We start from the raw sequence: 24,949 nt of genomic DNA, 5'->3' as shown, positions 1-24,949 counted from the left end.
GATTTGATACCCGTGATCGCCCAATTTCAAGCCGGTTCCACATACGAGCTGAGGCGCCCCGACAGGGTCAGGGCCTGAGCCTGGGCCTGGGCCTGGGTCAGGGACGGGCGCGGCTCGGCAGGGCGGCGACCTCTTCGGCGTTCAGCGACTTGGTCACGAAGGCCCGGCATGTACCCGATCCCGACGAAGAGCCCGGTACGAGGACGTGGACGGAATCGCCGACGCAGACATTGTCCGAACCGCCGGCCGTCGGCGTCACGGCGATCGAGATGGCGGAATCGAGATCGTGACACCCGCCGGCGGTGTTGATCAGGAAGACATCGTCACGCAGCGAGCGGATATAGAGGTCCGACTGCCGGTCGACACGGAAGTTGCGGATATTGTCGGTGCGGAAACAGCGGGCCGTCGCGCTTTCACCCTCGGCGACGGCCGCAGTGGTCGCAGCGGGCGCGCAAGCCGAAAGACTGAGAGCGGCGGCTGTCGAGGCGGCCAAGGTCAAAGACAGAATACGCATCGAACATCCCCTTGCTAAGGCGGGATCAGCAAACCCCGCTGCCGATGAACACAGGCTGAACCGCGATCAGGCCGTCGAGGGCCGGTTCGGGTCGATCCGCGCCGCCAGCGCTGCCGGAAGCGGCGAGGGGGCGCCTGAAATCAGCGCCGCGACATGCTCGCCCAGCAAGGGAGCGACGCATAGCCCGCGCGACCCCAGACCGGTCAAGACATAGACTCCGTCCGCCCGCCGTCCGGCCAAGGGCAGGCGGTCGCGCGTGGTGGCGCGAATGGCCACGCGGCGATGAAGGTCGGCCGTCTCCGCCTGATCGGCGAGCCGGGGCAGGCGGTCGCGCAGGATTTCAAGGTTTTTCGCGGTTTCGGCGTCTCGGGGTTCGAGCGAGACATCGCCCCGCCCATGGCTCGCGCCGAACAGGACGCCCGTCTGCGTCGGGGCGATGTAGCCGCCCCAGGCCGCCGCCGGCGCGGACGGCCCCTCGCACCAGTCGGCCTGGCCCCGGACGGGCGTCAGGCTGTTCGTCGGCGACAGTTCGGCCGACCCCCAGCCGGCCGTCACGACGACGGCGTCGGCCAGGGCCAGAACCCGCCCCTCGGCGTCATGAATGATCCAGCCGTCGGCGTCCTGTGTGATCCGGGCGGCGAAGTCCTTCACGACTTCCGCTCCAGCCAGCCAGGCGTTCAGGGCGGCGGCGGGCTGGATCACGCGGGCGTCGGCCATCAGCAGGCCGCCCTCGGCCGTCGGTTCGCCCAACCGCGCGCCCGCTGTCTCGGCGTCGATGACGGTCATGGCGCCCTCGCGCCAGATCGGCTGGGCGGCGATCTTGGCGAAGCGTGCGGCGTCGCGCGGCGCCTGTGGCAATTGCAGGACGCCCCGGTCCAGCACGGCGCCGGGCGTGGCCTCATAGAGATGTCGCGCCCGCTCCAGCGCCTGGGCGTAAAGGCCCGCGATGGCCTGATCGCCGGCGTCCAGCCGCGGCGTCGCCAGACCGGCGGGAAAGCCCGATCCCCCCGCGCCAGGACGGTCGCCTTCGATGACGACGGAGGCGATCCCTGCGTCGGTCAGGGCGCGTACGACAGCGGCTCCGGCTATTCCAGCGCCGACGACGGCGACGCGAGCAAGGGCGGCGGCAGATGCGTCTCCGGCATCATCCGTTCGACGCGCCTCCAGTCGTTCGCGCTTGCGACCGTGGCCGGGCTTCTTTTCGACGACGAAGCCGCGCTCCGCCAACCCGCGTCGCACGGACCCTGCGACTGTGAAGGTCGCCAGGCGCGCGCCGGGCGCCGAGCGGGCTGCGATCCCATTCATCACTTCTGGCGACCACATGCCGGGGTTCAAGGCGGGTGAGAACCCGTCCAGGAACCACGCGTCCGCCTGACCCGACCATTGGTCCAGCGCCCAGGCGACATCGCCAACAGCCAGGTCGAGGACGGCGTTGTACGCCGGCAGGTTCACGCGGTGGAAGCCCGGCGTTCGGTCCGGCCAGGCCGCGGTCAGGGCATGGGCGGCCTGCGCCAACTCGGGCCAGTTCGACAGGGCGCGCCCTGCCTCCTCGGCGGTCAGGGGGAAGCCTTCGATGGAGAAGATGTGCAGCCGTCCGCCTTCCGGACGCGTCCGCCGCCACAGGTCCAGCAGCGCGACGATGTTCAGACCGGTGCCGAACCCCAGCTCCGCCACTGTGAACCGGCGCCGCCCGGCCCAGGCTTCGGGCAGTCCACAGCCTTGCAGGAAGACCGCCTGGGTCTCCGCAAGCCCGTCATCGCGCGAGAAATAGACATCGCCGAACCGTCCCGAGCGGGGTTCGTCTTCATCGGTCCAGGTCAGGTGGGGGGAGGTGTCGTCGCGCGTCATGGCGCGGCTCTAGCACCTTCGACCCCATTACGAAAAAGGCCGCCTCCCTGCGGTGGCGGCCTATTTATGAAATCGGCTTCAGTGCCCTTCGCTATGGGCTTCTCCGTGATCGGCCGTTGGGGCGGCGGCCGGCGCAGCGGCGGCGTGCGTCGTGTTCGGCGTGGCGTGCCCATCTGTTGGAGCGTCGGCGGTCTCGGCTGTGGCCGCGTCGGCTTCCGGGGCGGGCGCGTTTGCAGCGATGGCGGCTTCCGCTGCGGCCTGGTCCGCAGTCAGGACTTCCTCGGCGGCTGCGCCCGCCGCCTCGGCGGCGTCGCTCGGGGCGTCATGCGGCTCGGGTTCCGGCGCCTTCTGGCATCCGGCGATGACGAGAGCCGCGACCGAAGCGGCAATAACGGCTTTGATTCGCATGGGAAATCCTCAGATATCTATCCGCGAGGTCTGAAGCCCCGCCTTAACCTCAGTCGCTGCCGACATTGTTCAGCACTTCTTCCATTTCTGCGAACGAAGGCTGTGCGGTGGACGGGATGTCGACCCGGCCGAGCTCGACCGAGATCTGGGCGGCGTTGCCATGAAGGTGCGCGACCAGGACCGACTGAATGATCTTGTAATAGGCGCTGTCGCCGTCGACGACCTCTTTCAGGCGCGCTGCGAGCGGCCCCACCAGCCCGTAGGCGAGAAACACGCCAAGGAAGGTGCCGACCAGGGCGCCGCCGATCATGCCGCCCAGAACTTCAGGCGGTTCGGTGATCGCCGCCATGGTCTTGATCACGCCCAGGACGGCCGCGACGATACCGAGCGCGGGCAGGGCGTCGGCCATGTTCTGCAGAGCATGCGACGGGCCCAAGGCCTCGTGGTGGTGCTTCTCCAACTGTTTTTCCATCGCATCCTCGACCTGATGCGGATCTTCCATGTTCATCGTCATCATCCGCAGGGTGTCGCAGATGAAATCGACCGCGAAATGGTCCTTCAGCACCTTGGGGTACTTCTGGAAGATCGTGGATTCTTTGGGCTTTTCGATGTGGGTTTCCAGGGCGACGACGCCCTTGGACTTCATCGTCTTGGTCAGTTGGAACAGCAGGCTCAGCAGGTCCTTGTAGTCCTGCTTCTTCCACTTGTTCCCGCCGAACATGAGCCCGAAACTGCCCACCACGCCTTTGAGCGTCGCCGGAGAGTTGGACATGACGAGGGCTGCCACGGCGGCGCCGCCGATCATCATCATCTCGTAGGGCAGGGAGTGAATGATCACCCCCATCTTGCCGCCGGCGATGGTGTAGCCGCCGAACACCATGCCGAACAGAAGGACAATGCCGATGATCTGGAACATGTGAAGCGGTAACCCAAGCCTAGAAGAGCTCAAGGATGGGCCTTTAATGATTAAGACGGCGTTTCGCGAACGCCGTCTTATCTCGCTTCAAAGGCGGCCTTCTCCGTTCAGGATGGCGGTGCGCGCCGCCGGCGTCAGCTTCTGATAGCCGGTCTTGCCGCCGCGAATATAAAGCCCAGCCCCGGTCTTTTCCGGGTCGAACCCGTCCGCGACCAGGTCGGACTTGCGGTATTTGAAGGTGCCGGTCGTCTCAGCCGCCTCGATCAGGCGCACGAACACAGGCTGAGCGTAGGCGGGCAGGCGTTCCTCGACATGGGCGGCGAAGGCCTTGGGGTCGAATTTGGCGTCGGTCACCAGGGCGGCCATGCCGGCCTTACCGTCCTGACCGGGCACGGGGACGCCATAGACGATGGCCTCCGACACGCCCGGCGCCTCCATCAGGGCCTGTTCGACCTCGGAGGTCGATACGTTCTCGCCCTTCCAGCGGAAGGTGTCGCCCAGGCGGTCGACGAAGTAGAAATAGCCCTCGGTGTCCTGTTTCATCAGGTCCCCGGTGCGGAACCAGCGGTCGCCCTTCTTGAAGACGTCGGTCAGGATCTTCTTCTGCGAGGCGGCCTTGTCGGCATAGCCCGAGAAGTCGTGGCGGATGTCGTTGCCGATCTCGCCGATCGCTTCCCCGATCTCACCGACCTTGGCCAGTCGGCACAGGCCGTCCGGGCCGCGGATCGGCTGTTCGCTGTCAACATCGAACTGGACCAGCCGGATATTGATCTGCTTCTTCAGATAGCTGGGCACGCGACCGATGGCGCCCTGTTTGCCGTCAAAGTTGAACAGGGACACGTTGCCCTCGGTCGAGCCGTAGAATTCGAGCACGTCGGGAATGGCGAACCGGCTCTGGAACTCGGGCCAGACGTCGGCGCGCAGGCCATTGCCGAAGGCCAGCCGCAGCTTGTGCTTCTGCTCATAGGCCTGGGGCGGACAGTTCACCAGGTAACGGCACAGCTCGCCGATATAGACGAACATGGTCGCCCCGGACGCCACCACGTCAGGCCAGAAGCTGGAGGCGGAGAAGCGTTTGCGGATGACCAGCCGGGCGCCGTTCAACAGGGCCGCCCCGACCCCGACAAGGCCGCCGGTCGAGTGATACAGCGGCAGGACGTTGAAGATCCGGTCCTTCGGCGTCGAACGCGTGGCGCCGGCGAAGGCGCGCATATAGGTCCGGGCGCGCGAATGGGGGATGCGGGCGGCCTTGGGCAGGCCCGTGGTGCCCGAGGTGTAGATATAAAGGGCGGTGTCGCGGTTGGTCAGGCCCTCGCGGACCGAACGGGCCGGGCGCACAGACGAGGCGCCGCGCACGGGCTTGTCCAGGCCGCGCCGGTCGCTGGTCTCGTCCTCGTCGCCCAGACCCAGCACCCACAGCATCAGGCTGTGGCCGACCAGGGGGCGGGTCGCCTCGATCTGGCGCCAGCAGTCCTCGTCCGCCACCACCTGGAAGGCGTTGGAAATGGTCAGGCAGTGGGCCAGGCCGGGCCCGCTGAGGTTGGTGTTGATCAGGGCGGTGGCGATGCCGACCTTGGAGAACCCGATCCAGGCCGCCAGATATTCGACCCGGTTGGTCATCATCAGGGCGATGGTGTCGCCACGGTTCAGGCCCCGACCCTTGGCCCAGTGCCCATAGCGATTCGCCATGGCGTCCAGGTCACGATAGGTCAGGCTGCGGCGCTCGTCTTCCAGGGCCACGTTGTCGGGGAACTTGTCGACGGCTTCTTCAATGTCGTCACACAGCAGGACGTCGCTATCCAGCTCGATCGGCTTGATGCGCTTGAGCAGACGGAACAGGCCGCTTGCGAACCGCACGTCCCTACCGATATTCGCTACCAAACCCATGCTCGCCGTTACTCCGGTCTATGCGTGTTCCACCCGCCCTCGTGATGAACGAAGGCGGCCCGTCCGGTCAACCGCGCGGCGAATAAACGCCTTGGAAACTGTCGCGATCATTACAGGGCCGTGTCCCATTTGTTCCGGTGACGTCGGGGAAATCCAGAGCGGGCCTGCGGATTTTCCCATTTGCTCGGTCTTTTCGGCCGGGAAAGATCCGACCTTGCCCCCGAATGGACCTAGCGTGACGGCAGTTCCGGAAACTCCAGCCGGCTGACGTCATAGCCCAGCGCTCGCGCCCGATCCGTCAGGGCCCGCACCTCGGCCTCGCTGGGAACTTCCCGCGTATAGATGAACAGCCGCTCGAACGTCGGGTCCGCCGATATGAACCAGCTGTAGTCGTCCGCTCGGTCCAGCACCCAGTAGTCCCAGGTCACCAGTCCGTGCAGATAGCGGACCCGCAGCTTGGCGTTCACGCCCGGATCCAGGATGCGCCCGCCGCCCTCGATAGCCTTCTCCTTGCCTTGCGGCGAACCGACCTGGCAGGTGTCGCGCACGTCGATGCGGTCGCCGCCGACCGGGGTGTAGATCGACGCTCCCGCCACGCAGCCGTCCGTCAACCGGTCCGGCAGGCGGGCGACTTCGTGCCACCGTCCGGACCACAGCCGATTCAGATCGATGGCCTTGGTCGGCTGCGGCGCTCGATATTCGGACGGGGAGGGCGCGGTGACGCAGCCCGCAAGCGAGGTGAGAAGGCCGGCGGACAGCGCCAGGGCGGCGGTCAAGGTTTTCATCGCGGACATCGGGCTTTCTGTTCTCGCCATCAAGGCGCAACACGCGGTCAAGGTTCCGTCACCGAGGTGCGGCACGATGACGACCATCTCCAAAATCTCACAGCGACCGCCAGTATCAATCGCTTGCGACCCATTGCACAGTATCGTTTTACGTCGGCCCTCTATGGAGGCCTGACCTAGTGGACGCCGCTATCCTGACCGAAGTCCTGAACACATCCAGCCTGACCCAGCCCGATCCCTCGCGGCTGACCCATCTTCAGCGCCTGGAGGCCGAGAGCATCCACATCATGCGCGAGGTGGCGGCCGAGGCAGAGCGCCCGGTCATGCTGTATTCGATCGGCAAGGATTCGGCGGTGATGCTGCACCTGGCGAAGAAGGCCTTCTATCCGTCCAGGCCGCCGTTCCCCCTGCTGCACGTCGATACGACGTGGAAGTTCCGCGCCATGTACGCGATGCGCGAACAGGCCGCCGCCGATCTGGGCGTCGAACTGTTGGTCCATCAGAACCCCGAGGCCGTCGCTCGGGGGATCAATCCCTTCGATCACGGCTCGGCCCTCCATACCGACCTTTGGAAGACCGAGGGGCTGAAACAGGCCCTGACCTTGCACGGCTTCGACGCAGCCTTCGGCGGCGCCCGGCGCGACGAGGAGAAGTCGCGGGCCAAGGAGCGGATCTTCTCCTTCCGCACCGCTGAACACCGCTGGGATCCCAAGAACCAGCGGCCCGAGCTTTGGCGGCTCTACAACACCCGCAAACGGCCGGGCGAAAGCATCCGCGTCTTCCCGATCTCCAACTGGACCGAGCTGGACGTCTGGCAATACATCCATCTGGAGCAGATCCCCATCGTGCCCCTGTATCTGGCGGCGCAGCGGCCGGTGGTCGAGCGCGACGGCGCCCTGATCATGGTCGATGACGACCGCTTCCGGCTGCGGCCCGGCGAGACGCCGCAGATGAAGTCGGTCCGGTTTCGCACCCTGGGCTGCTACCCCCTGACCGGGGCGGTCGAGAGCACGGCCGCGACCCTACCTGAGATCATTCAGGAAATGCTGCTGACCACCACCTCCGAACGTCAGGGGCGGATGATCGACCACGACCAGTCCGCCTCGATGGAGAAGAAGAAGCAGGAGGGCTATTTCTGATGGCTCACCAGTCCGACCTCATCGCCGCTGATATCGGGGCCTACCTCGACGCCCACCAGCACAAGAGCCTGCTGCGTTTCATCACCTGCGGCAGCGTCGACGACGGCAAGTCCACCCTGATCGGTCGGCTGCTGTACGACTCCAAAATGATCTTCGAGGATCAGATGGCGGCGCTGGAGGCGGACAGCCGCCGCGTCGGCACCCAAGGCGGCGACATCGATTTCGCCCTTCTGGTCGACGGCCTAGCCGCCGAGCGTGAGCAGGGCATCACCATCGACGTGGCCTATCGCTTCTTCTCGACCGAAAAGCGCAAATTTATCGTCGCCGACACGCCGGGCCACGAACAATATACCCGCAATATGGTCACCGGCGCCTCGACCGCCGACGCCGCCGTCATCCTGATCGACGCCCGGCGCGGCGTCCTGACCCAGACGCGGCGTCACGCCTATCTGGTCAGCCTGCTGGGCATCCGCCATGTCATCCTGGCGGTCAACAAGATGGACCTGATGGGCTGGTCCCAGACCGTCTTCGACACCATCGTCGCCGACTTTACCGCCTTCGCCGGCCAGATCGGGCTTCAGGCCTTCGACGCCATCCCGATGTCGGCCCTGCGCGGCGACAATATCACCGAGGCCAGCGCCCATTCGCCCTGGTACGCCGGTCCGTCGCTGATGAGCCTGCTTGAGACGCTGGAGGTAGGGGACGACCTCCAGGCCGATCCGTTCCGCCTGCCGGTTCAGTGGGTCAATCGGCCCAATCTCGACTTCCGCGGCTTCTCCGGCCAGATCGCCGCCGGGACCGTGCGCCCCGGCGATCCCGTCCGCGTCCTGCCGTCGGGCAAGACCTCGACCGTCGCCCGCATCGTCACCGCCGACGGCGACCTGGCCCAGGCCGTCGCCGGCCAGTCGATCACCCTGACCCTGGCCGATGAGATCGACGTCTCACGCGGCGACGTCCTGGCCAGCGCCGACGCCCCGCCCGAGGCCGCCGACCAGTTCGAGGCCACAGTCGTCTGGATGGACGACGAACCCCTGCTGCCGGGCCGTCCCTATCTGCTGAAGATCGGCGCCAAGCTGGTCGGCGCCACCATCACCGAGCCCAAGCACAAGGTGAACGTCAACACCCTGGAGCAGCAGCCGGCCAAGCGGCTGGAGCTGAACGAGATAGGCGTCTGCAACCTGTCGCTGGACGCCCCCGTCGCCTTCGCCCCCTATTTCGAGAACAAGGACCTGGGCGGCTTCATCCTGATCGACCGGATCTCCAATCGGACGGTCGGGGCGGGCCTGCTGAACTTCGCCCTGCGCCGCGCGCACAACATCCACTGGCAGGCCCTGTCGGTTGACAAGGCGGCGCGCGCCACGATCAAGAACCAAAGGGGTCGCGTGGTCTGGCTGACCGGCCTGTCGGGCGCCGGCAAGTCGACCATCGCCGACCTGGTCGAAAAGCGCCTCTACGCCGACGGCCGCCACACCTATCTGCTGGACGGCGACAATGTCCGACATGGCCTGAACCGCGACCTGGGCTTCACCGAGGAGGACCGGGTCGAGAACATCCGCCGCGTCGCCGAGGTGTCGAAACTGATGGTGGACGCCGGGCTGATCGTCCTGGTCAGCTTCATCTCCCCCTTCCGCGCCGAACGTCGCCTGGCGCGCGACCTGCTGGGGCCGGGCGAGTTTGTCGAGGTTCACGTCGACACGCCCCTGGCCGTCGCCGAGCAGCGCGACGTCAAGGGCCTCTACAAGAAGGCCCGCGCCGGCGAACTGAAGAATTTCACCGGCATCGACAGTCCCTACGAAGCCCCTGAAACGCCTGAGATCGTCGTGGACACCACCACCATGTCCCCCGAAGACGCCGCCGAACGCATCGTCGCCTGGCTGGACGGCCGGTTCTCGACGGAAGATTTCAGCATCTGATCCGGTGGGGGAGGGCGGCGGTCAGCCGTTCTCGTATCCCCGCCACCATTTGACGAAGCGCGGCAGGCCCTCCGCCAGGGTGACCTTGGGCTTGTACCCGGTCAGGGCGTTCAGCTTGGAGATATCGGCATAGGTGGCGGTGACGTCGCCGGGCTGCATGGGCCGCATGATCTTCTCCGCCTCGGCGCCCAGGGCGTCTTCCAGGGTGGTGATCATCTCCATCAGGCCGACGGGCGAGCTGTCGCCGATGTTGTAGACCTCGTGCCCGCCCTGCGCCGGCGGATGGTCCAGCACGCCCACGATCCCGTCGACGATGTCGTCGATATAGGTGAAGTCGCGCGCCATCTTGCCTTCGCCATAGACCTCGATCGCCTCGCCGCGCGCGATCTTCCGCGTGAAGCTGAAATAGGCCATGTCGGGCCGGCCCCAGGGGCCATAGACGGTGAAGAAGCGCAGGCCCGACTGGGGAAAGCCGTACAGTTTGGCGTAGCTCTGGCTCAGCAGTTCGCAGGACCGTTTGGTCGCGGCGTACAGCGACACCGGCTCCACGGTCGGATCGTCCTCGCGGAAGCCCGCCCCCTCCAGCGGCCGGTCGCCATAGACCGAGCTGGACGACGCATAGACCAGATGGGTCACGCCGTTATGGCGCGCGGCCTCCAGCATCGACAGGTGGCCCGCCAGGTTGGACCGCTCATAGGCGAAGGGGTTCTCGATCGAATAGCGAACCCCGGCCTGGGCGGCCAGATGGACGATCCGCTCCACGCCGGTGTCGCGCACCAGGGCCAGCATCTGTTCGTGGTCGGCAATGTCGGCCCGCACCAGGGTGAAGCCCTCGCGCGCTTCCAGCCGCGCGGCGCGGGCTTCCTTCAGCGCCGGGTCGTAGTAGTCGTTGAAATTATCGACCCCGATCACGGTCTCGCCGCGATCCAGCAGCCGTTCGGCCGTGTGCATGCCGATGAAGCCGGCGGCGCCGGTGACGAGGATCGGGGTCTTCATCCTGCCCGCCCGACTGTACCGATCATTACGACGCGCATTGAACATCCCTCTCGAAAACTGGGATGGCGTCTAGCGCCAATCCTGCCGTGAGGCGATGGACCGCTTCATCGAAATCCGAGCGTCGATCCTGTGGCTCGTCGCGGGCACGGACGAACCAGCGCGATACGGCGCCCGGTTCGTCCGTCCTGGCCTGCCTCAGGCCGAGTAGTATTTCTTGTATTCGCTGTAGTAGTAGCCGGCGTCGCCATAACCTTGCTTGGCCTGGGCGTTGACGTCGACCTGGGTCATCGCGGCGCCCAGGATATAGGCGCCGGACTGTTGCAGCATCTTGACCGCCGCATTGGTGGCGCGGGCCGGGGTCTTGCGCCAACGCACCAGCAGGATGGTCATATCGGCTTTTGCGGCCAGGATCCGGGTGTCGGCCAGGGCCAGAACCGGAGCCGTGTCCATCAGGATCAGGTCGAAGGATCCGCGCAGCTTGGCCAGCAGATCATCCATGGCCTGGGTTCCGAAGACATCCTGGGTCGCCACCACGTTGGACAGCGGCAGGATATAGGCGCCCGACGCCTCGTCACGTTTCAGCACGGCCTCAAGCGTGGCAGAGCCATGAAGTAGTTCGACCAGGCCCACGTCGGTGTTCAGGCCCATGGCGCGGGTGACGGCGCGGCGACGCAGGTCGCAGTCCAGCAACAGAACCCGGCTGCCGGCGATGGCGGACACCTGAGCCAGGCCCACAGCCGTCGTCGTCTTGCCTTCGCCGGGAAGCGCCGAGGTGATGACCACCAGCTTGCTGCCCTGGCTGCCGGCGGCATAGTTGATCGAGGTCCGCAGCGACCGGAAGGATTCGGCGAAGACTGACAACGGCTTTTTGACGGCGAAGTCGATGGGGCTGATCCCGCGATCCGCCGATTCCGCGATCGACGAGACCAGCGGAATGGAGCCGACGGACGGCAGACCCAGTTTGCGCTCGACCTCGTCGGTCGTGCCGACGCCGGCCTCCATCATCTCCAGCAGCACGACAGCAGCGAGGCCCGCGCCGAGACCCAGGACCAGGCTGAGCGCCAGGTTCAGCATCACATTGGGCGCGCTTTGCGAGGTCGGGATGGAGGCGCGCGACACCAGGGTGGCGTCCGCCTGTTCGGTGCCCGCCTGAGCGCTGGTCTGGCGATAGCGGTCCAGGAAGCTTTGATAGACCGCGCGCGCCGCTTCGGCATTGCCTTCCAGTTCACGTAGTTGAACGGAGGCGCCGCTGTTGCTGGCCAGGGCGCCGCGCGCCGCCGACAGGCTGGACTGGACCGAGGCTGTGCGTTCCTGGGCCACCCGGACCTGGGCTTCCAGGTTCGAGATGATGCGGCGGATTTCGGCCTGGATCTGGGCGTCGATATCGGCCAGTTCGCGTTGCGAGCGCACCATGTCTGGGTGCAGCGGGCCGTAACGGCTGCTCATGTCGGCGACGCGTGCGCTGATGGCGGCGCGTTGCGCCCTCAGATTCTGGACGACCTGGGACGTCAGGGCTTCGCCGACGTCGTCGCCGCTGGAGCCTGAGGCCAGTTGGGCGCGCGCGGTGCGAAGGCGGGCGACCTGCTCGGCCTCTTGAGCCCGGACCGAAGCCAGCTGCTGATTATAGGCCGAGATTTCCTGCTCCGTCAGGGTGAAGCCTTCGGAGCTGAGCAGGTTGTTGGCGATCCGATAGTTGGAGACCGCAGCATCCGCAGCCTGCATCTGTTGACGCAGTTCGTTCAGGCGCGAACCCAGGAAGCTGTTGGCGTCGCCCGTGGCGTCCAGCTTCCGGTTCAGCTGCGATTCAAGATATTTGTCGGCGAGCAGATTGGCGATGCGAGCCGCCTTGGCGGGGCTTTCCGACGTGAACGACAGGTTCATCGAATAGGTCAGGCCGACGCGGCGGGCGCTGAGCCGCTGGCTGATACCGCTGATGACCCTCTGGCGTTCAGCCTCGCGGCCCGCCTCAGTCGTCGGCGCGCTGCGGTCGGGGGCCAGACCGAACCAGCCTTTGACGGTTCCGAGCAGACCTGGGGTCTGAAGACGACCGTTGAACTCTGGATCTTCGATCAGGCGCAGTTCATCGACGACCGCCGCCGCCAGCTCCGGTGACTTCAGCGCCTCGACTTCGGTGTCGACCACGCTGGTCTCAGGCGTCAGTCCAGAAAGGACGGCTTTTGAATCCACCACCTCCTGGGTGCGGGTGTTAATCTGAAGGTTGGCGGTGGCTGTGTATTTCGGCGTTTCGCTCAGCGTGACGAGGGCGACAATCAGGAAAACCCCCGCCGCAACGGCCGCGAACAGCTTCAGCCGCCGACGGAATACCGCAATCAGGCGATGCAGGTCGATCGTCTCCCCACCAGCTTCGCTAGGGGATGGTGAGTATTCGTTCGTATCAGTCATCGCACCATCATCAGGGCTCGGCCAGGGCCGGATTTCAAGGATCGTTCCGGTCGGGAAGCGAGCGACACCTTCTTATACCGCACTGCACAAGAACAGCCTAGCGGCGATGAAAAAGGTGGTCGAAATCGATCCAATAACCGGAATAGTGCCGTTCGCCCTGCAGTTAGCATGCCGGTTCGCCATGCACGAATGGATTAAGGCGCGAGGCTGATGTCGTCGGGGCGGACGTTGCTATAGCTTGCCTGGTCAGTCGGCAGCCCACGCAAGACGAACAAAATTTGGCGGTGCGGTAGGACTATGTGCTGATTGATGGATCGGGCTGAGGAAGGAAGCGAGATGGAATTGCTTATAGGCCCCCGGACCTATTCGACCTGGTCCTTGCGCGGCTGGCTGGTGATGAAGCGCACGGGCGCGGACTTCACCGTGGTCGACGCCCGCTATGAGACCGAGGCTCAGAAGGCGGCGCTGCGGGAGGTGTCGCCGTCCGGCTTCGTGCCGGTGCTCAAGGTCGACGACGAGCTCATATGGGACACGCTGGCCATCGCCGAATGGGCGGCCGAACACTATCCCAAGGCGCGCATGTGGCCCGCCGATCCGATTGCGCGCGCCCTGGCGCGTTCTGCGGCGGCCGAGATGCATGCCGGCTACTCGGCTCTGAGAAACATCTGTGGGACCAGTTCCGAGCGGCCCATGGTCGGCGATGCTCGGTCCGAGACGCCCTCCGACCCGGCGCTGGACCGCGATCTGTCGCGGCTGGTGACCCTGTTCGGCCAGATGCGTCGCCGGTTCGGCGCGGACGGACCCTGGCTCTTCGGCGAATGGTCGATCGCGGACGCCTTCTATACGCCCGTGGCGGCGCGGCTTCGGCATTTCCGGATCGACCTCGCCGACTACGGCGACGAGGGGACCGCCGGGGCCTACGCCGAAACCCTGCTGGCCCAGCCCGACTTTCGTCTGTGGGAGGCCGAAGCCCAAGCCTAGCGTCCGAGGTTTAACGGCCCGGAAACCAGTCCCGCGCACCCTGCATTAAGCTGACGGCGTTATCCGTGGATCACACACGGAACCGACTGTTCCGCCGGGAGGAAGACCAATGCGGGCTCCGGCCATCGAAACGACCCAGGGCGAAAAGGCCCGGGTTCAGGTTGTCGCATCGCGACTGATCAATCCGGTTACGGGTTACGCCCTGGCGGCCGTCGTCAGCGCCGCCTTCTGGGCGATGCTGCTCACGGCCGTCTTCTAAGCCTAGCGGCTACCGGCCACGCTGGGCTCCTGGGCGACCAGGATCGGTTCGGCCGTCGGCGCGGGCGGAACATAGTCCAGCGACACCGGCACCAGCTTCGCGCCCGAAGCCACGGCGTCCAGGGTGTTCAGCGGCCCGCCGAACATCCGCTGGTAGACCCAGTAGCCGGCCACGACCTTTTCCACATAGTCACGCGCCTGGGGCACATCGATCGTCTCGATCAGCAGCAGGGGATCGGCGTCCGGCCCCAGTTTACGCACCGCCGTCAGCATCGGCCCCGGTCCGGCGTTGTAGGAGGCGACTGCCCGCAGCAGGTCGCCCTGGAAGGCCGGCAGCTCAAGCATCCGATTGATATAGGCCTGGCCCAGCCGCATGTTGGTGGCGGGAACCAGAAGCTTGGCCGGATCGGTGACGAAGGTCCGGTCGCCGGTCATTTCCGCCGCCGTCGTCGGCATCACCTGCATCATCCCATAGGCGCCGGCGCTGGAACGGGCGTCGGGGTTGAAGTCGGTCTCCTTGCGGGCAAGGGCGTAGACCAGAGCCTTCTCGATGACGAAGCCGCCCTCCGGCTCAAGCACCGGCATGGGAAAGCGGGTCGCGTCGATCCGTGTCGCATCGCCGCCGTTCCCCGACATCATCACGCGCGCCAGGGCGGTCCACATCCGCGCGGCGTCCCCCACGGCGGTGCGCAGGCCCGAGCGCAGCTCGTTTTCGCCTTCGCTGCGGCGACCGACTTCATAATAGGCGACGGTGCGTTTGGCCCGCGCGTCGTTGCGGACGAAGGCCTCCAACTCGGTGGCCTCGACGCCCGCGCCCTGGGGCACATAGACGGCGCGTCGCAGACGGGGCGCCGCCTGATAGGGGCGGGGCCCCAGGTTCTCGATCACCGGCTCTTCGCCCAGCTGACGCAAGGCGATCTGGCCATAGAAGGTCGCCGGCCATTGGGCCGACAGGCGCAGATAGTCTTCCACCCGGTCCTGCCGGCCCGACTGGGCGGCGGCGCGGGCGGTCCAGAAGGCGGCGCCGGCGCGCACCCACGGGTCCTCTGTCGGATCATTGGCGACCCGTTCGAAGGCCGTAAAGGATTCGTGGAACTGACCCAGCCGCCATTCCGCCAGCCCAACCGTCCACCAGTCGCCGATCTCGCGCCCCAGGGCAGAGGCGCCGGTCAGATCGTCGTTGTTATAGGCGATGCGCGCGGTCTTCATCGGGTCGACGGCGGGTTCGCCCGACACGGCGGAGACGACGCTGTTCCAGGTCCGGCCCAGCAGGCCGCCGGGTTTGACCGGCTCGGGAGCGCCGTCAGGACGGCGACGCAGGGCCAGGGCGTAGACACGGCCGGCGCAGGGCAGGTCGGAATAGGTCTCCAGCCAGGCCGTCAGCTCCTCATAGGTGGCGACGTGGTCGGGATGAAACAGGCTTTCGAACTCGACCTGACCCAGCAGGACCCGATCCTGGGCCTGGCGGGCCGAGGCGCGGGCCGCCTCGATATCCCCCCGCCGCAGCGCGTCGAAGGCGGTGGTGTAGGACAGGCGGTCGGCTGAGCTCAGGGCCGTGGGACGGGTGGAACCGGAAGCGGCGCCGGACATTCCGTCAAAAGGCGTCTCCGCTATCGCCGAACCGGCGGCTGCCCAGCCTGAAGCGGCAAGCGCAAAGATCAGCGTCGAGGCTAGACTTGCCCGGCGGAATATATTCATACGCGGCGGCCCCGTTGGCGTCGCCCTGCCCATTCTCGTCAGGCGGGGATCGTTTGGCGTTGGTCGTCAAGCGACCAGCATGCCTTAAACCGGCGGTAACCTCAACCTGCGCCGTCCAGCCGCGCCGAAAGCGCCAGCAGATCGGCCCAGACTTGCCGTTTGGCTTGGGGCTGTCGCAGCAGGAAGGCCGGGTGCAGGGTCGGCAGGGCGGGGGCCGACAGCCCCCCTTCCGCCAGCCGCCACTCGCGCCACTGGCCGCGCATCTTCATGATCCCGTCTTCGGTCTGCAGCACCGACTTGGCCGAAGCCGCCCCTAGCAGCAGCACCGCCTTTGGCTGCAGCAGGGCGAAGGTTCTCTCGACGAACGGGGCGCAGACGGCCTGTTCCTGCGGGGTCGGGGTCCGGTTGCCGGGCGGGCGCCAGAAGACGGTGTTGGTGATGAAGACCTTGCCGGTCAGGCCCGCCGCCGCCAGCATCCGGTCCAGCAGTTTGCCGGCCGTGCCGACGAAGGGCTGGCCGATCCGGTCCTCGTCCGCGCCGGGGCCTTCGCCGATCACCAGCACCTGGGCGTTCGGATCACCGCGCCCGAACACCGACTGGGTCGCCCCCATGCCGCGCAGGGAGCAGCCCTCGAACGCCGCCACCGCCGCCGCCAGATCCTGCAGCGTCGCGGCGCCTGCGGCCAGACGCCGCGCCTCTGACACGGCCTCTTCAGGGGTGTATCCGCCCGAGCGGACGACCACCGAAGCTGTGGCCTTCTGCACCGCCTTTAGGGCCGGGGGCGGGGCCAGATGGGTGTGATCGACCGGGGCATCGCCATAACAGGCGTCCACCCCCGCATCCCGCCAGAAGGCGAGCAGGCTTTCGACTGCAGCGATGTCATGGGGTTGTGCGTTCATGTCTAAGGTACCGATAGGCCTTGACCGCCCTCGCGTCACCTTCCGATAAGCGGCATAACCACACGAACAAGCTGGATTTCAGGGGAAGACATGGCCGAAGAAGCCATCGAGGGCGGCGCAGAGAACGCCCGCCAGGAAGCGATCATCGACAATCTGCCGCCGCTGGAGGCCCTGGCCGGCGTCGAGCGCGAGGTGATGGAATACGACGTCGTCATCGTCGGCGGCGGCCCCGCCGGCCTGTCGGCGGCCATCCGCCTGAAGCAGCGGGCGGAAAAGGACGGCAATGAGATCACTGTCGCCGTGCTGGAAAAAGGCGCCGAGGTCGGCGGCCATATCCTGTCGGGCGCCGTGATCGATCCCAAGGCGCTGAACGAACTCTTCCCAGACTGGAAGGAACGCGGCGCCCCCCTGGAGACCCCGGTCACCAAGGACAAATTCCTGCTGCTGGGTCCGCAGGGCGAGGCGTCCCTGCCCATGCCCCTGCTGCCGCCCTTCATGCACAATCACGGCTGCTACATCGCCTCTCTGGGCAATGTCTCGCGCTGGCTGGGTGAACAGGCCGAGGCCCTGGGCGTCGAGGTCTATCCCGGCATGGCCGCCAGCCATGTGGTCTGGGAAGAGGGCACGGGCCGGGTCAAGGGCGTCGTCGCCGGCGTCTTCGGCATCGACCGTGAGGGCAAGCCGACCGGAGACTTCCAACCCGGCATCGAACTGCACGGCAAATATGTCTTCATCGCCGAGGGCGTGCGCGGCTCCCTGGCCAAGACCATCATCGCCAAACACAAGCTCCAGGACGGCAAGTCGCCTCAGAAGTACGGCATCGGCCTGAAGGAGCTGTGGCAGGTGCCCGCCGAACAGCATCAGCCGGGCCTGGCCCAGCACACCACCGGCTGGCCGCTGGACGAGCACACCGGCGGCGGCAGTTTCATGTACCATTTCGGCGACCGCTACGTGGCTATCGGCTACGTCGTCCACCTGAACTACAAGAACCCGTTCCTGTCGCCGTTCGACGAGTTTCAGCGCTTCAAGCACCACCCGTCCATCGCCCCGCATCTGGAAGGCGGCACGCGCATCTCGTACGGCGCCCGGGCGATCACCGAGGGCGGGTTGCAGTCGATTCCGAAGCTCAGCTTCCCTGGCGGCGTCCTGATCGGCTGCTCGGCCGGCTTCGTGAACGTGCCTCGGATCAAAGGCACCCATAATGCGATGAAGACCGGCATGCTGGCCGCCGACGCCGCCTATGAGGCGGTCCAGGCCGGACGCGGCGGCGACGAACTAGTCGAATACCAGACCGCCTTCGAAAAGAGCTGGGTCCACAAGGAACTGTCGGTCGTCCGGAACGCCAAGCCCCTGCTGTCGAAGTTCGGCACCACCCTGGGCGGGGCGCTGGGCATGGTCGACATGTGGTGCCGCACCCTGCTGGGCGGCTGGTCGCCGATCCCGACGCTGCAACACGACAAGACCGACGCCGCCTCGACCGGCCTGGCCTGCGACTATCAGCCGATCGTCTACCCCAAGCCGGACGGCAAGCTGTCGTTCGACAAGCTGTCGTCGGTGTTCATCTCCAACACCAACCACGCCGAGGACCAGCCGGCCCACCTGAAGCTGCTGGACCCGTCCAAGCCGATCCAGGTCAACCTGCCCAAATACGGCGAACCGGCGCGGCTGTATTGCCCGGCGGGCGTGTACGAGGTCGTCTATGCCGATGAGGTCGCCAAGACCGACCCGCGCTTCGTCATCAACGCCCAGAACTGCGTCCACTGCAAAACCTGCGACATCAAGGATCCGTCGCAGAACATCGTCTGGACCACGCCCGAGGGCGGCGGCGGTCCGAACTATCCGAACATGTGAGGCAACGTCTCTAACCCGCTCATCCCGGCGAAAGCCGGGACCCAGATCTTTGGGCGCAAGGCAGTTGAGGTTGAAGGTCCGTGGTCATCCGACGCACCGGGGATGCGAAAGCTGGGTCCCGGCTTTCGCCGGGATGAGCGGAGTTGGAGAAGCAACCGTTCGCCCTCTTGCGGGGGCCGATGAAAGCGTGAAGGGTCGGCGCATGATCGCCTCCCGTTCGCGCCTGTTCGCCGCCTCCCTGACCGTCCTCGCTCTGGCCCTGGCCCAAGGGGCTGTGGCGCAGCAAACAGGACCGGCCTCTGCGCCCGTCAATCCGTCCGACGCCCATCCGCCCGCCATCATTCTGGAGCCGGGCCAAACGCCCTACGTGGCGCCCGCCGAGGACGAACCGGAAGACGGCGAGCCGCAAACCGAAACACCCGACGACAACGTCGCCATCGACGTCGTCATCAACGATGAACCGGCCGCCCCGCCCATCCCCGAAATCTGGTCGCCGATCCCGACCGACGCCCAGGGCCGCAGCGCCTACGGCCTCTATCTCGCCGGCAAACTGGCCCTTATGACGGGGGAAGGGGAGAAGGGCGCCGACTGGCTGGCGCAAGCCAACGCCCTGACGCCGGAACAGCCGCGGGTGCGCGAACAGGCCTTCACCTCGGCCCTGCTGAGCGGCGATCTGGATGTCGCGGCGCGCCTGGCCCCGACCGCCGACGCCTCGCCCGCCTTCACCGAGGGCGGCCGGCTGATCTCAGCTCTTCAAACCTTTGTCCACGGCGACCCCCGCGCCGCCAACGCCGCCCTGGTCGCCCGGCCCATCGCCGCCCCCCACAGCCGCGCCGGCCTGATGGTCGCGCCGTGGATCGCGGCCGCCGCCGGCGACTGGACCCGCGCCCTGGCCGCCCCTCCGACCCAGGGCGACGCCCTGACCCTGGCTTTCGCCCGCCAGAACCGCGCCCTGCTGCTGGAGAAGCGCCGCAACTACGCCGAGGCCGAAGCCGAGCTGAAGGCCCTGTCCGACATGCCGACCATAGGCGCCCTGTTCCACCGCGCCTATGGCGAATTCCTGGAACGACGCGGCAAGCGGGACGAGGCCTTGGCCGTCTATATTGCTGCTGTTCAGGGCCAGGCGGTCGACCTGGCCACCACCCGCGCCCTGGCACGGGCGAGATCCGGCGGTCGTCCCCCTGCCGCGCCGGACTTCCGCCAGGGCGCGGCTCAGGCCCTGACCACGGCCGCCGCCCAGGCCGTGGCCGAGCGCGGCAACGAGTTCGCGGTGGTCTATCTGCGCCTCGCCCTGAACCTGCACGAGGATTCCGCCACCCAGATCCAACTGGCCCAGGTGCTGGACCGGGTCGGGCTGAAGGCTGCGGCTCGCACCACCCTGTCGCGCGTCGGGCCCGAGGACCCGGTCCTCTACGCCAACGCCCGAGCCCAGCTGGCCCTGAATCTGGCCGAGGACGAACAGCTCGACGCCGCTCTGACGGAGCTGCGCGCCGCCGCTGCGGCCCAGCCGAACGATCCCCGTATCGCCCTAGTGATGGCCGGCCAGTTGCTGCAACTGGAACAGCATCAGGAAGCGCTGGACCTGCTGAACGGCCCGCTGCTGAACACGGCCAACCAGGGCGCTCAGATCCACTTCCTGCGCGGCGTGGCGCTGGAATCCCTGGAGCGCATCCCCGAGGCCGAGGCCGAGCTGTGGGCGGCGCATCAGGCGGATCCGAACAACGCGGACACTCTGAACTACCTGGGCTATCTGTGGGTGGATCGGGGGCTGCGCGTCGATCAGGGCGCCGGCCTGCTGGCCCAGGCTCACGCCGCCGATCCTGAGAACGGCAATATTCAGGACTCCCTGGGCTGGGCCCAGTTCAAACAGGGCTATTTCGACACCGCCGTCGTCACCCTGGAGGAGGCGGCCGACAAGGAGCCCGCCAACGCCGAAATCAACGACCACCTGGGCGACGCCTATTGGCGGGTCGGCCGCCGCCGCGAGGCGGTCTGGCTGTGGAACCGCGTCCTGAGCCTGGACCCGGAGCCCGAGCGCAAGGTCGAGGTCGAGCGCAAGATCGCCAATGGCCTGGACGACGCCACGCCCGCGACCGGCGTGTCGCAATAGGTCCTCGTACGTCCGATGTCCGCGCTTTCGGCCCTGGCTCCGGCCAAGATCAATCTGTTCCTGCACGTCGGCCCGGTGGACGCCGACGGCTATCATCCGCTGTCCAGCCTGGTCGCCTTCGCCGATGTCGGCGACCGGGTCACGGTCGAACCGGCCGATCGCCTGTCGCTGAGCGTGACCGGCCCGTTCGGCGCGGGTCTGGCGGCCGAGCCCGACAACCTGATTCTGCGCGCCCTTCGCGCCCTGGGCGAGGCGACCGGCGCAGGCGAACCGCCGCTGAAGGTCACGCTGGACAAGCGCCTGCCCATCGCCGCCGGCTTGGGCGGGGGCTCGTCCGACGCCGGGGCGGCGTTGAAGCTGGCGCGTCAGGCTCTGGGGCTGGACCTCGACGATGCGGCGCTTGAGGCTGTGGCCGGCGTCATCGGCGCCGACGGCCCCATGTGCCTGCGCATGCGCACCGCCTGGGCCGAGGGCCGGGGCGATGTCCTGACCGACGAACCGCGCCTGCCGCCGCTGTGGGCCGTGCTGTTCAATCCGGGCGTGCCTTCGCCCACCGGCGCCGTCTACCGGGCCTATGACGCCGGGCCGCCCCGCGCCGCCGGCCGGCCCGCGCCGCTAATCGACTGGAGCCCGGCGGCCGTCATCGAATGGCTTGCGGGCCTGCGCAACGATCTTCAGCCGCCCGCCGAGGTCCTGACCCCCGCCATAGCCGGCGCGGTTTCGGCAGTGGCGGCGACGCCCGGCGTGGCCCTGGCGCGCATGTCCGGCTCGGGCGCCACCGTCTTCGGCCTGTGCCGGTCCAGCGCGGACGCGGCCGCCGCCGCCGCCGCTCTGTCGGCCGCCCATCCGGCCGCCTGGGTCGTCGCGACCCGCCTCGCCGCCGCCTGAGCCATAAATCCCCAGCGCGTGTTGAAGCGCGCGGCGCCGGGCCCTATGGTCCGCCGTCCTTTTTCCAGCCCCTCCCGAGCCCGATTTGACCACCTCGACCGAGCCGCTCGCCTTCCAGGATCTGATCCTGACCCTGCACCGCTATTGGGGCGAGCAGGGCTGCGCCATCCTCCAGCCCTATGACATCGAGGTCGGGGCCGGCACGCTCCACCCCGCCACCGTCCTGCGCGCGCTCGGCTCCAAGCCGTGGAAGGCCGCCTATGTCCAGCCCAGCCGCCGCCCCGGCGACGGCCGCTATGGCGAAAACCCGAACCGCCTCCAACACTATTACCAATACCAGGTCATCCTGAAACCCAACCCGGACAATCTTCAGGAGCTGTACCTGGGCTCGCTGGCGGCGATCGGGATCGATCCGAAGCTGCACGATATCCGCTTTGTCGAGGACGACTGGGAGAACCCGACCGTGGGGGCCTGGGGCCTGGGCTGGGAGGTCTGGTGCGACGGGATGGAGGTGACGCAGTTCACCTATTTCCAGGGCGTCGGCGGCATCGAGGTGGACGTGGTCTCGGGCGAGCTGACCTACGGGCTGGAGCGTCTGGCCATGTATGTCCAGGGCGTGGACAACGTCTATGACCTCAAGTTCACCAAGGAGGGGCTGACCTATGGCGAGGTCTTCCTCGAGAACGAGCGCCAGCAGTCGGAAGCCAACTTCCACGGCTATGATGTGGACGGGCTGAAGCGCCGGTTCGAGGACATGGTGGCCGAGGTCTCGCGCCTTCTGGCCATGACCGGCCCGCAAGGCCAGCCCCTGGTCTTGCCGGCCTATGATCAGGTGCTGAAGGCCAGCCACCTATTCAACCTGATGGACGCCCGCGGCGCCATCGCCGTCGCCGAACGCCAGAGCTACATCGGCCGCATCCGCGAACTCTGCAAAGCCTGCGCCCTGGCCTATGTCGAACATGAGAAGGCCGCGTCGTGAGCACTGTGTCTGGAATCCTCTCCTTCGATCTGGCCGACATCAATCTGGAGCAGCATCCCGGCGAGCCGATCTCGCTGTTTTCGAGCGGCCGCGTGGAAATCGAAGGCCAGGAGTCGTGGGCCGAGGTTCGCATCCTCCGTCAGGCCGCTGACCTGAGCAGCCACCTGGCCTCGCAGCCCGGCGGCTGGCGCGGCGTGGTGGTGGTCAGCGAAGAGTGGTTCGGCATCCTGCAGAACGCCTTCCTGGCCCCGCGGCCCTTCCTGCTGAACATCGCCTTCAGCGCAGAGCCGGGTGCGGCTGACGCGCCGCTGGCCTTGCAGGACGTCGCCCTTACCCTGATGCGGTCTGCCGCCACGACCGAAGAGTCCGCCGCCTGATGCCCCAACTTCTTCTCGAAATCTTCTCCGAAGAAATCCCCGCCCGCATGCAGCAGGGCGCCGCGCGCGACCTGGAGCGCATGGTCTCCGACCGGCTGAAGGCCGCCGGCTTGACCTGGGATGCGCTGACGACCTACGCCGGTCCGCGCCGTCTGACCCTGGTGATCGACGGCCTGCCCGCCGCCACGCCCGACCGCGAGGAAGAGGTCAAGGGCCCGCGCGCCTCGGCCCCGGAACAGGCGCTGGAAGGCTTCCTGCGCAAGACCGGCCTGACCCGCGATCAACTGACCGAGCGTGACGGCGTCCTGTTCGCCGTCCTGTCGTCCAAGGGCCGGGCCACGACCGATCTGGTCGCCGAGACGGTGGATCAGGTCATCCGCACCTTCCCCTGGCCGAAGTCGATGCGCTGGGGTTCCGGAACCCTGCGCTGGGTCCGCCCGATCAAGCGCATCCTGTGCCTGTTCGACGGCAAGGTGGTCCCGTTCGAAATCGACGGCATCCAGAGCGACGCCATCACCGAGGGCCACCGCTTCCTCGGTTCGGGCCAGTTGCTGAAGGTCAGCGACTTCGTCGACTACCGCACCCAGCTGGAGCGGGAGTTCGTCCTGCTGGACGTGGCCGACCGCAAGCTGCGCATCCTGGAACAGGCCAAGGCCGCCTGCGCCGCGCGCGGCCTGGTGCTGGTCGACGACGACGGCCTGCTGGACGAGGTGGCGGGCTTGGCCGAATGGCCGACCCCGATCCTGGGCGACATGGACCCGCAGTTCCTGGCCCTGCCGCCCGAGGTCGTGCGCCTGTCGATGAAGGTGCACCAGAAATATTTCGCCGTCGGTGACCCGGCGAAAGAAGGCCTGGCCCCCAACTTCCTGGTCGTCGCCAATGTCGAGGCGACCGACGGCGGTAAGGCCCTGGCCGCCGGCAACAGCCGCGTCCTGTCCGCCCGCCTGAACGACGCCCGCTTCTTCTGGGACGAGGACCAGAAGGTCGGCTTCGACGCCTGGAACGCCAAACTGTCCGGCGTCACCTTCCACGCCAAACTGGGCACCCTGGCCGAGCGGGTCGAGCGCATCGCCGCCCTGGCCCGCGAGATCGCGCCCCTGGTCGGCGCCAACGTGGACGAGGCCGAGACCGCCGCTCGCCTGTCCAAGGCCGACCTGCTGTCAGGCATGGTCAGCGAATTCCCGGAACTGCAGGGGATCATGGGCGGCTATTACGCCCGCCTGGCCGGTCACTCTGACGCCGTCGCCGACGCCGTCCGCGACCACTACAAGCCGCAAGGCCCCGCCGACACCGTCCCGACCGCGCCCGTCACGGTCGCCGTGGCCCTGGCCGACAAGCTGGACACCCTGGTCGGCTTCTTCGCCATCGACGAAAAGCCCACGGGGTCGAAGGATCCGTTCGCGCTGCGGAGAGCGGCGTTGGGGGTGATCCGGTTGGTGCTGGAGAATGGGGTTCGTCTTTCGATGGTCGACGTGGGCGAGAGAGCGGATTTCATTAGCGCTGAACAGCCGGCAGGGGCATTGGGCACCTTCAAGGCGCAAGACCTGACCTCCTTCTTCGCCGACCGCCTGACCGTCCTCCTCCGCGACCAGGGCCAACGCCACGACCTCGTCGCCGCCGTCTTCGCCCTGGGCGACGACGATCTCGTCCGCATCGTGCGCCGGGTCGAGGCCCTGGCCGCCTTCCTCGCCACCGACGACGGGGCCAATCTGCTGGCCGGCTACAAGCGCGCCTCCAACATCCTGCGCGCCGAGGAGAAGAAGGCCAAAGAAACGGGGAATGTTGTCCCGACCGGCATGGTCCAGACCGGCCTGCCGAACCAGCCCGAGCCCGAGACCGTCCTGGCCTTCGCCGTCGCCGCCGCCCGCACCGCCGTCGAGACCGCGCTGGAGGCCGAGGATTTCGCCGCCGCCATGACGGCCCTGGCCGGCCTGCGCGCGCCGGTGGACCGGTTCTTCGAGGACGTGCTGGTCAACTCCGACGTGGCCGAGGAACGCGACAACCGGCTGAAGCTGCTGGGTCAGGTGCGGGATGTGATGGGGCAGGTGGCGGACTTCGGTCACATCGCAGGGTAGGAGCAAGACCCTCTCCCGCTTGCG

At 67.1% G+C, this 24,949-nt stretch carries 20 protein-coding genes; 10 read left to right on the top strand and 10 right to left on the bottom strand.

The genetic code is table 11. The features are described from left to right. Positions 1–97: 97 nt before the first annotated feature. The 6 genes from ACW170_RS15470 to ACW170_RS15445 all read right to left on the bottom strand — a co-directional run bounded on the left by ACW170_RS15470 (position 98) and on the right by ACW170_RS15445 (position 6,367). Positions 98–514, bottom strand: coding sequence for a DUF6491 family protein (locus tag ACW170_RS15470; RefSeq protein WP_492087513.1), 417 nt, complete (start codon positions 512–514; stop codon positions 98–100). 66 nt (positions 515–580) lie between these two features. Then, the gene (gene mnmC1, locus ACW170_RS15465; RefSeq protein ID WP_492087512.1) at positions 581–2,362 is read right to left on the bottom strand and encodes an FAD-dependent 5-carboxymethylaminomethyl-2-thiouridine(34) oxidoreductase MnmC1; all 1,782 of its coding nucleotides are present in this window, start codon (positions 2,360–2,362) and stop codon (positions 581–583) included. A gap of 78 nt (positions 2,363–2,440) precedes the next feature. Continuing rightward, complete coding sequence (locus ACW170_RS15460) at positions 2,441–2,770, bottom strand: hypothetical protein (protein ID WP_492087511.1); 330 nt, start codon at positions 2,768–2,770, stop codon at positions 2,441–2,443. 49 nt (positions 2,771–2,819) lie between these two features. Next, entirely contained in the window at positions 2,820–3,686 is an 867-nt protein-coding gene (motA, locus tag ACW170_RS15455; protein ID WP_492087510.1) for a flagellar motor stator protein MotA, read from the bottom strand. A gap of 87 nt (positions 3,687–3,773) precedes the next feature. Further along, positions 3,774–5,573, bottom strand: a complete 1,800-nt coding sequence (locus ACW170_RS15450) for a long-chain-acyl-CoA synthetase (RefSeq protein ID WP_492087509.1) — start codon at positions 5,571–5,573, stop codon at positions 3,774–3,776. 230 nt (positions 5,574–5,803) lie between these two features. Further along, entirely contained in the window at positions 5,804–6,367 is a 564-nt protein-coding gene (locus ACW170_RS15445; RefSeq protein ID WP_492087508.1) for a lipocalin family protein, read from the bottom strand. A gap of 170 nt (positions 6,368–6,537) precedes the next feature. Between ACW170_RS15445 and cysD the strand changes: the two genes are divergently transcribed. Continuing rightward, positions 6,538–7,497, top strand: a complete 960-nt coding sequence (gene cysD, locus ACW170_RS15440; protein ID WP_492087507.1) for a sulfate adenylyltransferase subunit CysD — start codon at positions 6,538–6,540, stop codon at positions 7,495–7,497. Beyond that, positions 7,497–9,410 (top strand): sulfate adenylyltransferase subunit CysN, encoded by a 1,914-nt coding sequence (cysN, locus tag ACW170_RS15435; RefSeq protein ID WP_492087506.1) that lies wholly within the window; start codon positions 7,497–7,499, stop codon positions 9,408–9,410. The genes cysD and cysN overlap by 1 nt, the downstream gene beginning before the upstream one ends. 21 nt (positions 9,411–9,431) lie before the next feature. Here cysN and ACW170_RS15430 read toward each other — a convergent pair whose 3' ends face one another. Together ACW170_RS15430 and ACW170_RS15425 are read right to left on the bottom strand one after the other, a co-directional pair. Further along, positions 9,432–10,406, bottom strand: coding sequence for an SDR family NAD(P)-dependent oxidoreductase (locus tag ACW170_RS15430; RefSeq protein WP_492087505.1), 975 nt, complete (start codon positions 10,404–10,406; stop codon positions 9,432–9,434). Positions 10,407–10,601: 195 nt separating this feature from the next. Beyond that, positions 10,602–12,809 (bottom strand): GumC family protein, encoded by a 2,208-nt coding sequence (locus ACW170_RS15425; RefSeq protein WP_492087504.1) that lies wholly within the window; start codon positions 12,807–12,809, stop codon positions 10,602–10,604. 336 nt (positions 12,810–13,145) lie between these two features. Between ACW170_RS15425 and ACW170_RS15420 the strand changes: the two genes are divergently transcribed. Together ACW170_RS15420 and ACW170_RS15415 are read left to right on the top strand one after the other, a co-directional pair. Beyond that, entirely contained in the window at positions 13,146–13,790 is a 645-nt protein-coding gene (locus tag ACW170_RS15420; RefSeq protein WP_492087503.1) for a glutathione S-transferase N-terminal domain-containing protein, read from the top strand. 109 nt (positions 13,791–13,899) lie between these two features. Then, positions 13,900–14,049, top strand: coding sequence for a hypothetical protein (locus ACW170_RS15415; RefSeq protein WP_492087502.1), 150 nt, complete (start codon positions 13,900–13,902; stop codon positions 14,047–14,049). 2 nt (positions 14,050–14,051) lie between these two features. Here ACW170_RS15415 and ACW170_RS15410 read toward each other — a convergent pair whose 3' ends face one another. Beyond that, positions 14,052–15,638, bottom strand: a complete 1,587-nt coding sequence (locus ACW170_RS15410) for a lytic transglycosylase domain-containing protein (protein ID WP_492087501.1) — start codon at positions 15,636–15,638, stop codon at positions 14,052–14,054. Between the two features lie 209 nt (positions 15,639–15,847). Next, positions 15,848–16,645, bottom strand: coding sequence for a uracil-DNA glycosylase (locus ACW170_RS15405; RefSeq protein ID WP_492087500.1), 798 nt, complete (start codon positions 16,643–16,645; stop codon positions 15,848–15,850). Between the two features lie 195 nt (positions 16,646–16,840). Between ACW170_RS15405 and ACW170_RS15400 the strand changes: the two genes are divergently transcribed. The 6 genes from ACW170_RS15400 (at position 16,841) to glyS (ending at position 24,925) form a co-directional block, all read left to right on the top strand. Next, the gene (locus ACW170_RS15400; RefSeq protein ID WP_492089196.1) at positions 16,841–18,496 is read left to right on the top strand and encodes an electron transfer flavoprotein-ubiquinone oxidoreductase; all 1,656 of its coding nucleotides are present in this window, start codon (positions 16,841–16,843) and stop codon (positions 18,494–18,496) included. 202 nt (positions 18,497–18,698) lie between these two features. Then, positions 18,699–20,606, top strand: coding sequence for a tetratricopeptide repeat protein (locus tag ACW170_RS15395; RefSeq protein ID WP_492087499.1), 1,908 nt, complete (start codon positions 18,699–18,701; stop codon positions 20,604–20,606). 15 nt (positions 20,607–20,621) lie between these two features. Beyond that, positions 20,622–21,494 carry a 4-(cytidine 5'-diphospho)-2-C-methyl-D-erythritol kinase gene (locus ACW170_RS15390; protein WP_492087498.1) on the top strand — a complete coding sequence of 291 codons (873 nt, stop codon included), beginning with the start codon at positions 20,622–20,624 and terminating at the stop codon, positions 21,492–21,494. 85 nt (positions 21,495–21,579) lie between these two features. Continuing rightward, positions 21,580–22,473: a glycine--tRNA ligase subunit alpha gene (locus tag ACW170_RS15385; RefSeq protein WP_492087497.1), complete on the top strand. Its 894-nt coding sequence runs from the start codon at positions 21,580–21,582 to the stop codon at positions 22,471–22,473. Continuing rightward, positions 22,470–22,850 carry a hypothetical protein gene (locus ACW170_RS15380; RefSeq protein ID WP_492087496.1) on the top strand — a complete coding sequence of 127 codons (381 nt, stop codon included), beginning with the start codon at positions 22,470–22,472 and terminating at the stop codon, positions 22,848–22,850. The genes ACW170_RS15385 and ACW170_RS15380 overlap by 4 nt, the downstream gene beginning before the upstream one ends. Further along, entirely contained in the window at positions 22,850–24,925 is a 2,076-nt protein-coding gene (gene glyS, locus ACW170_RS15375) for a glycine--tRNA ligase subunit beta (RefSeq protein WP_492087495.1), read from the top strand. The genes ACW170_RS15380 and glyS overlap by 1 nt, the downstream gene beginning before the upstream one ends. Positions 24,926–24,949 lie beyond the last annotated feature (24 nt).

Source organism: Brevundimonas sp. FV2ps16 (assembly GCF_058681075.1).
Note: the sequence above shows the minus strand (reverse complement) of the source record. Positions and strands in the feature narration are given on the sequence as shown.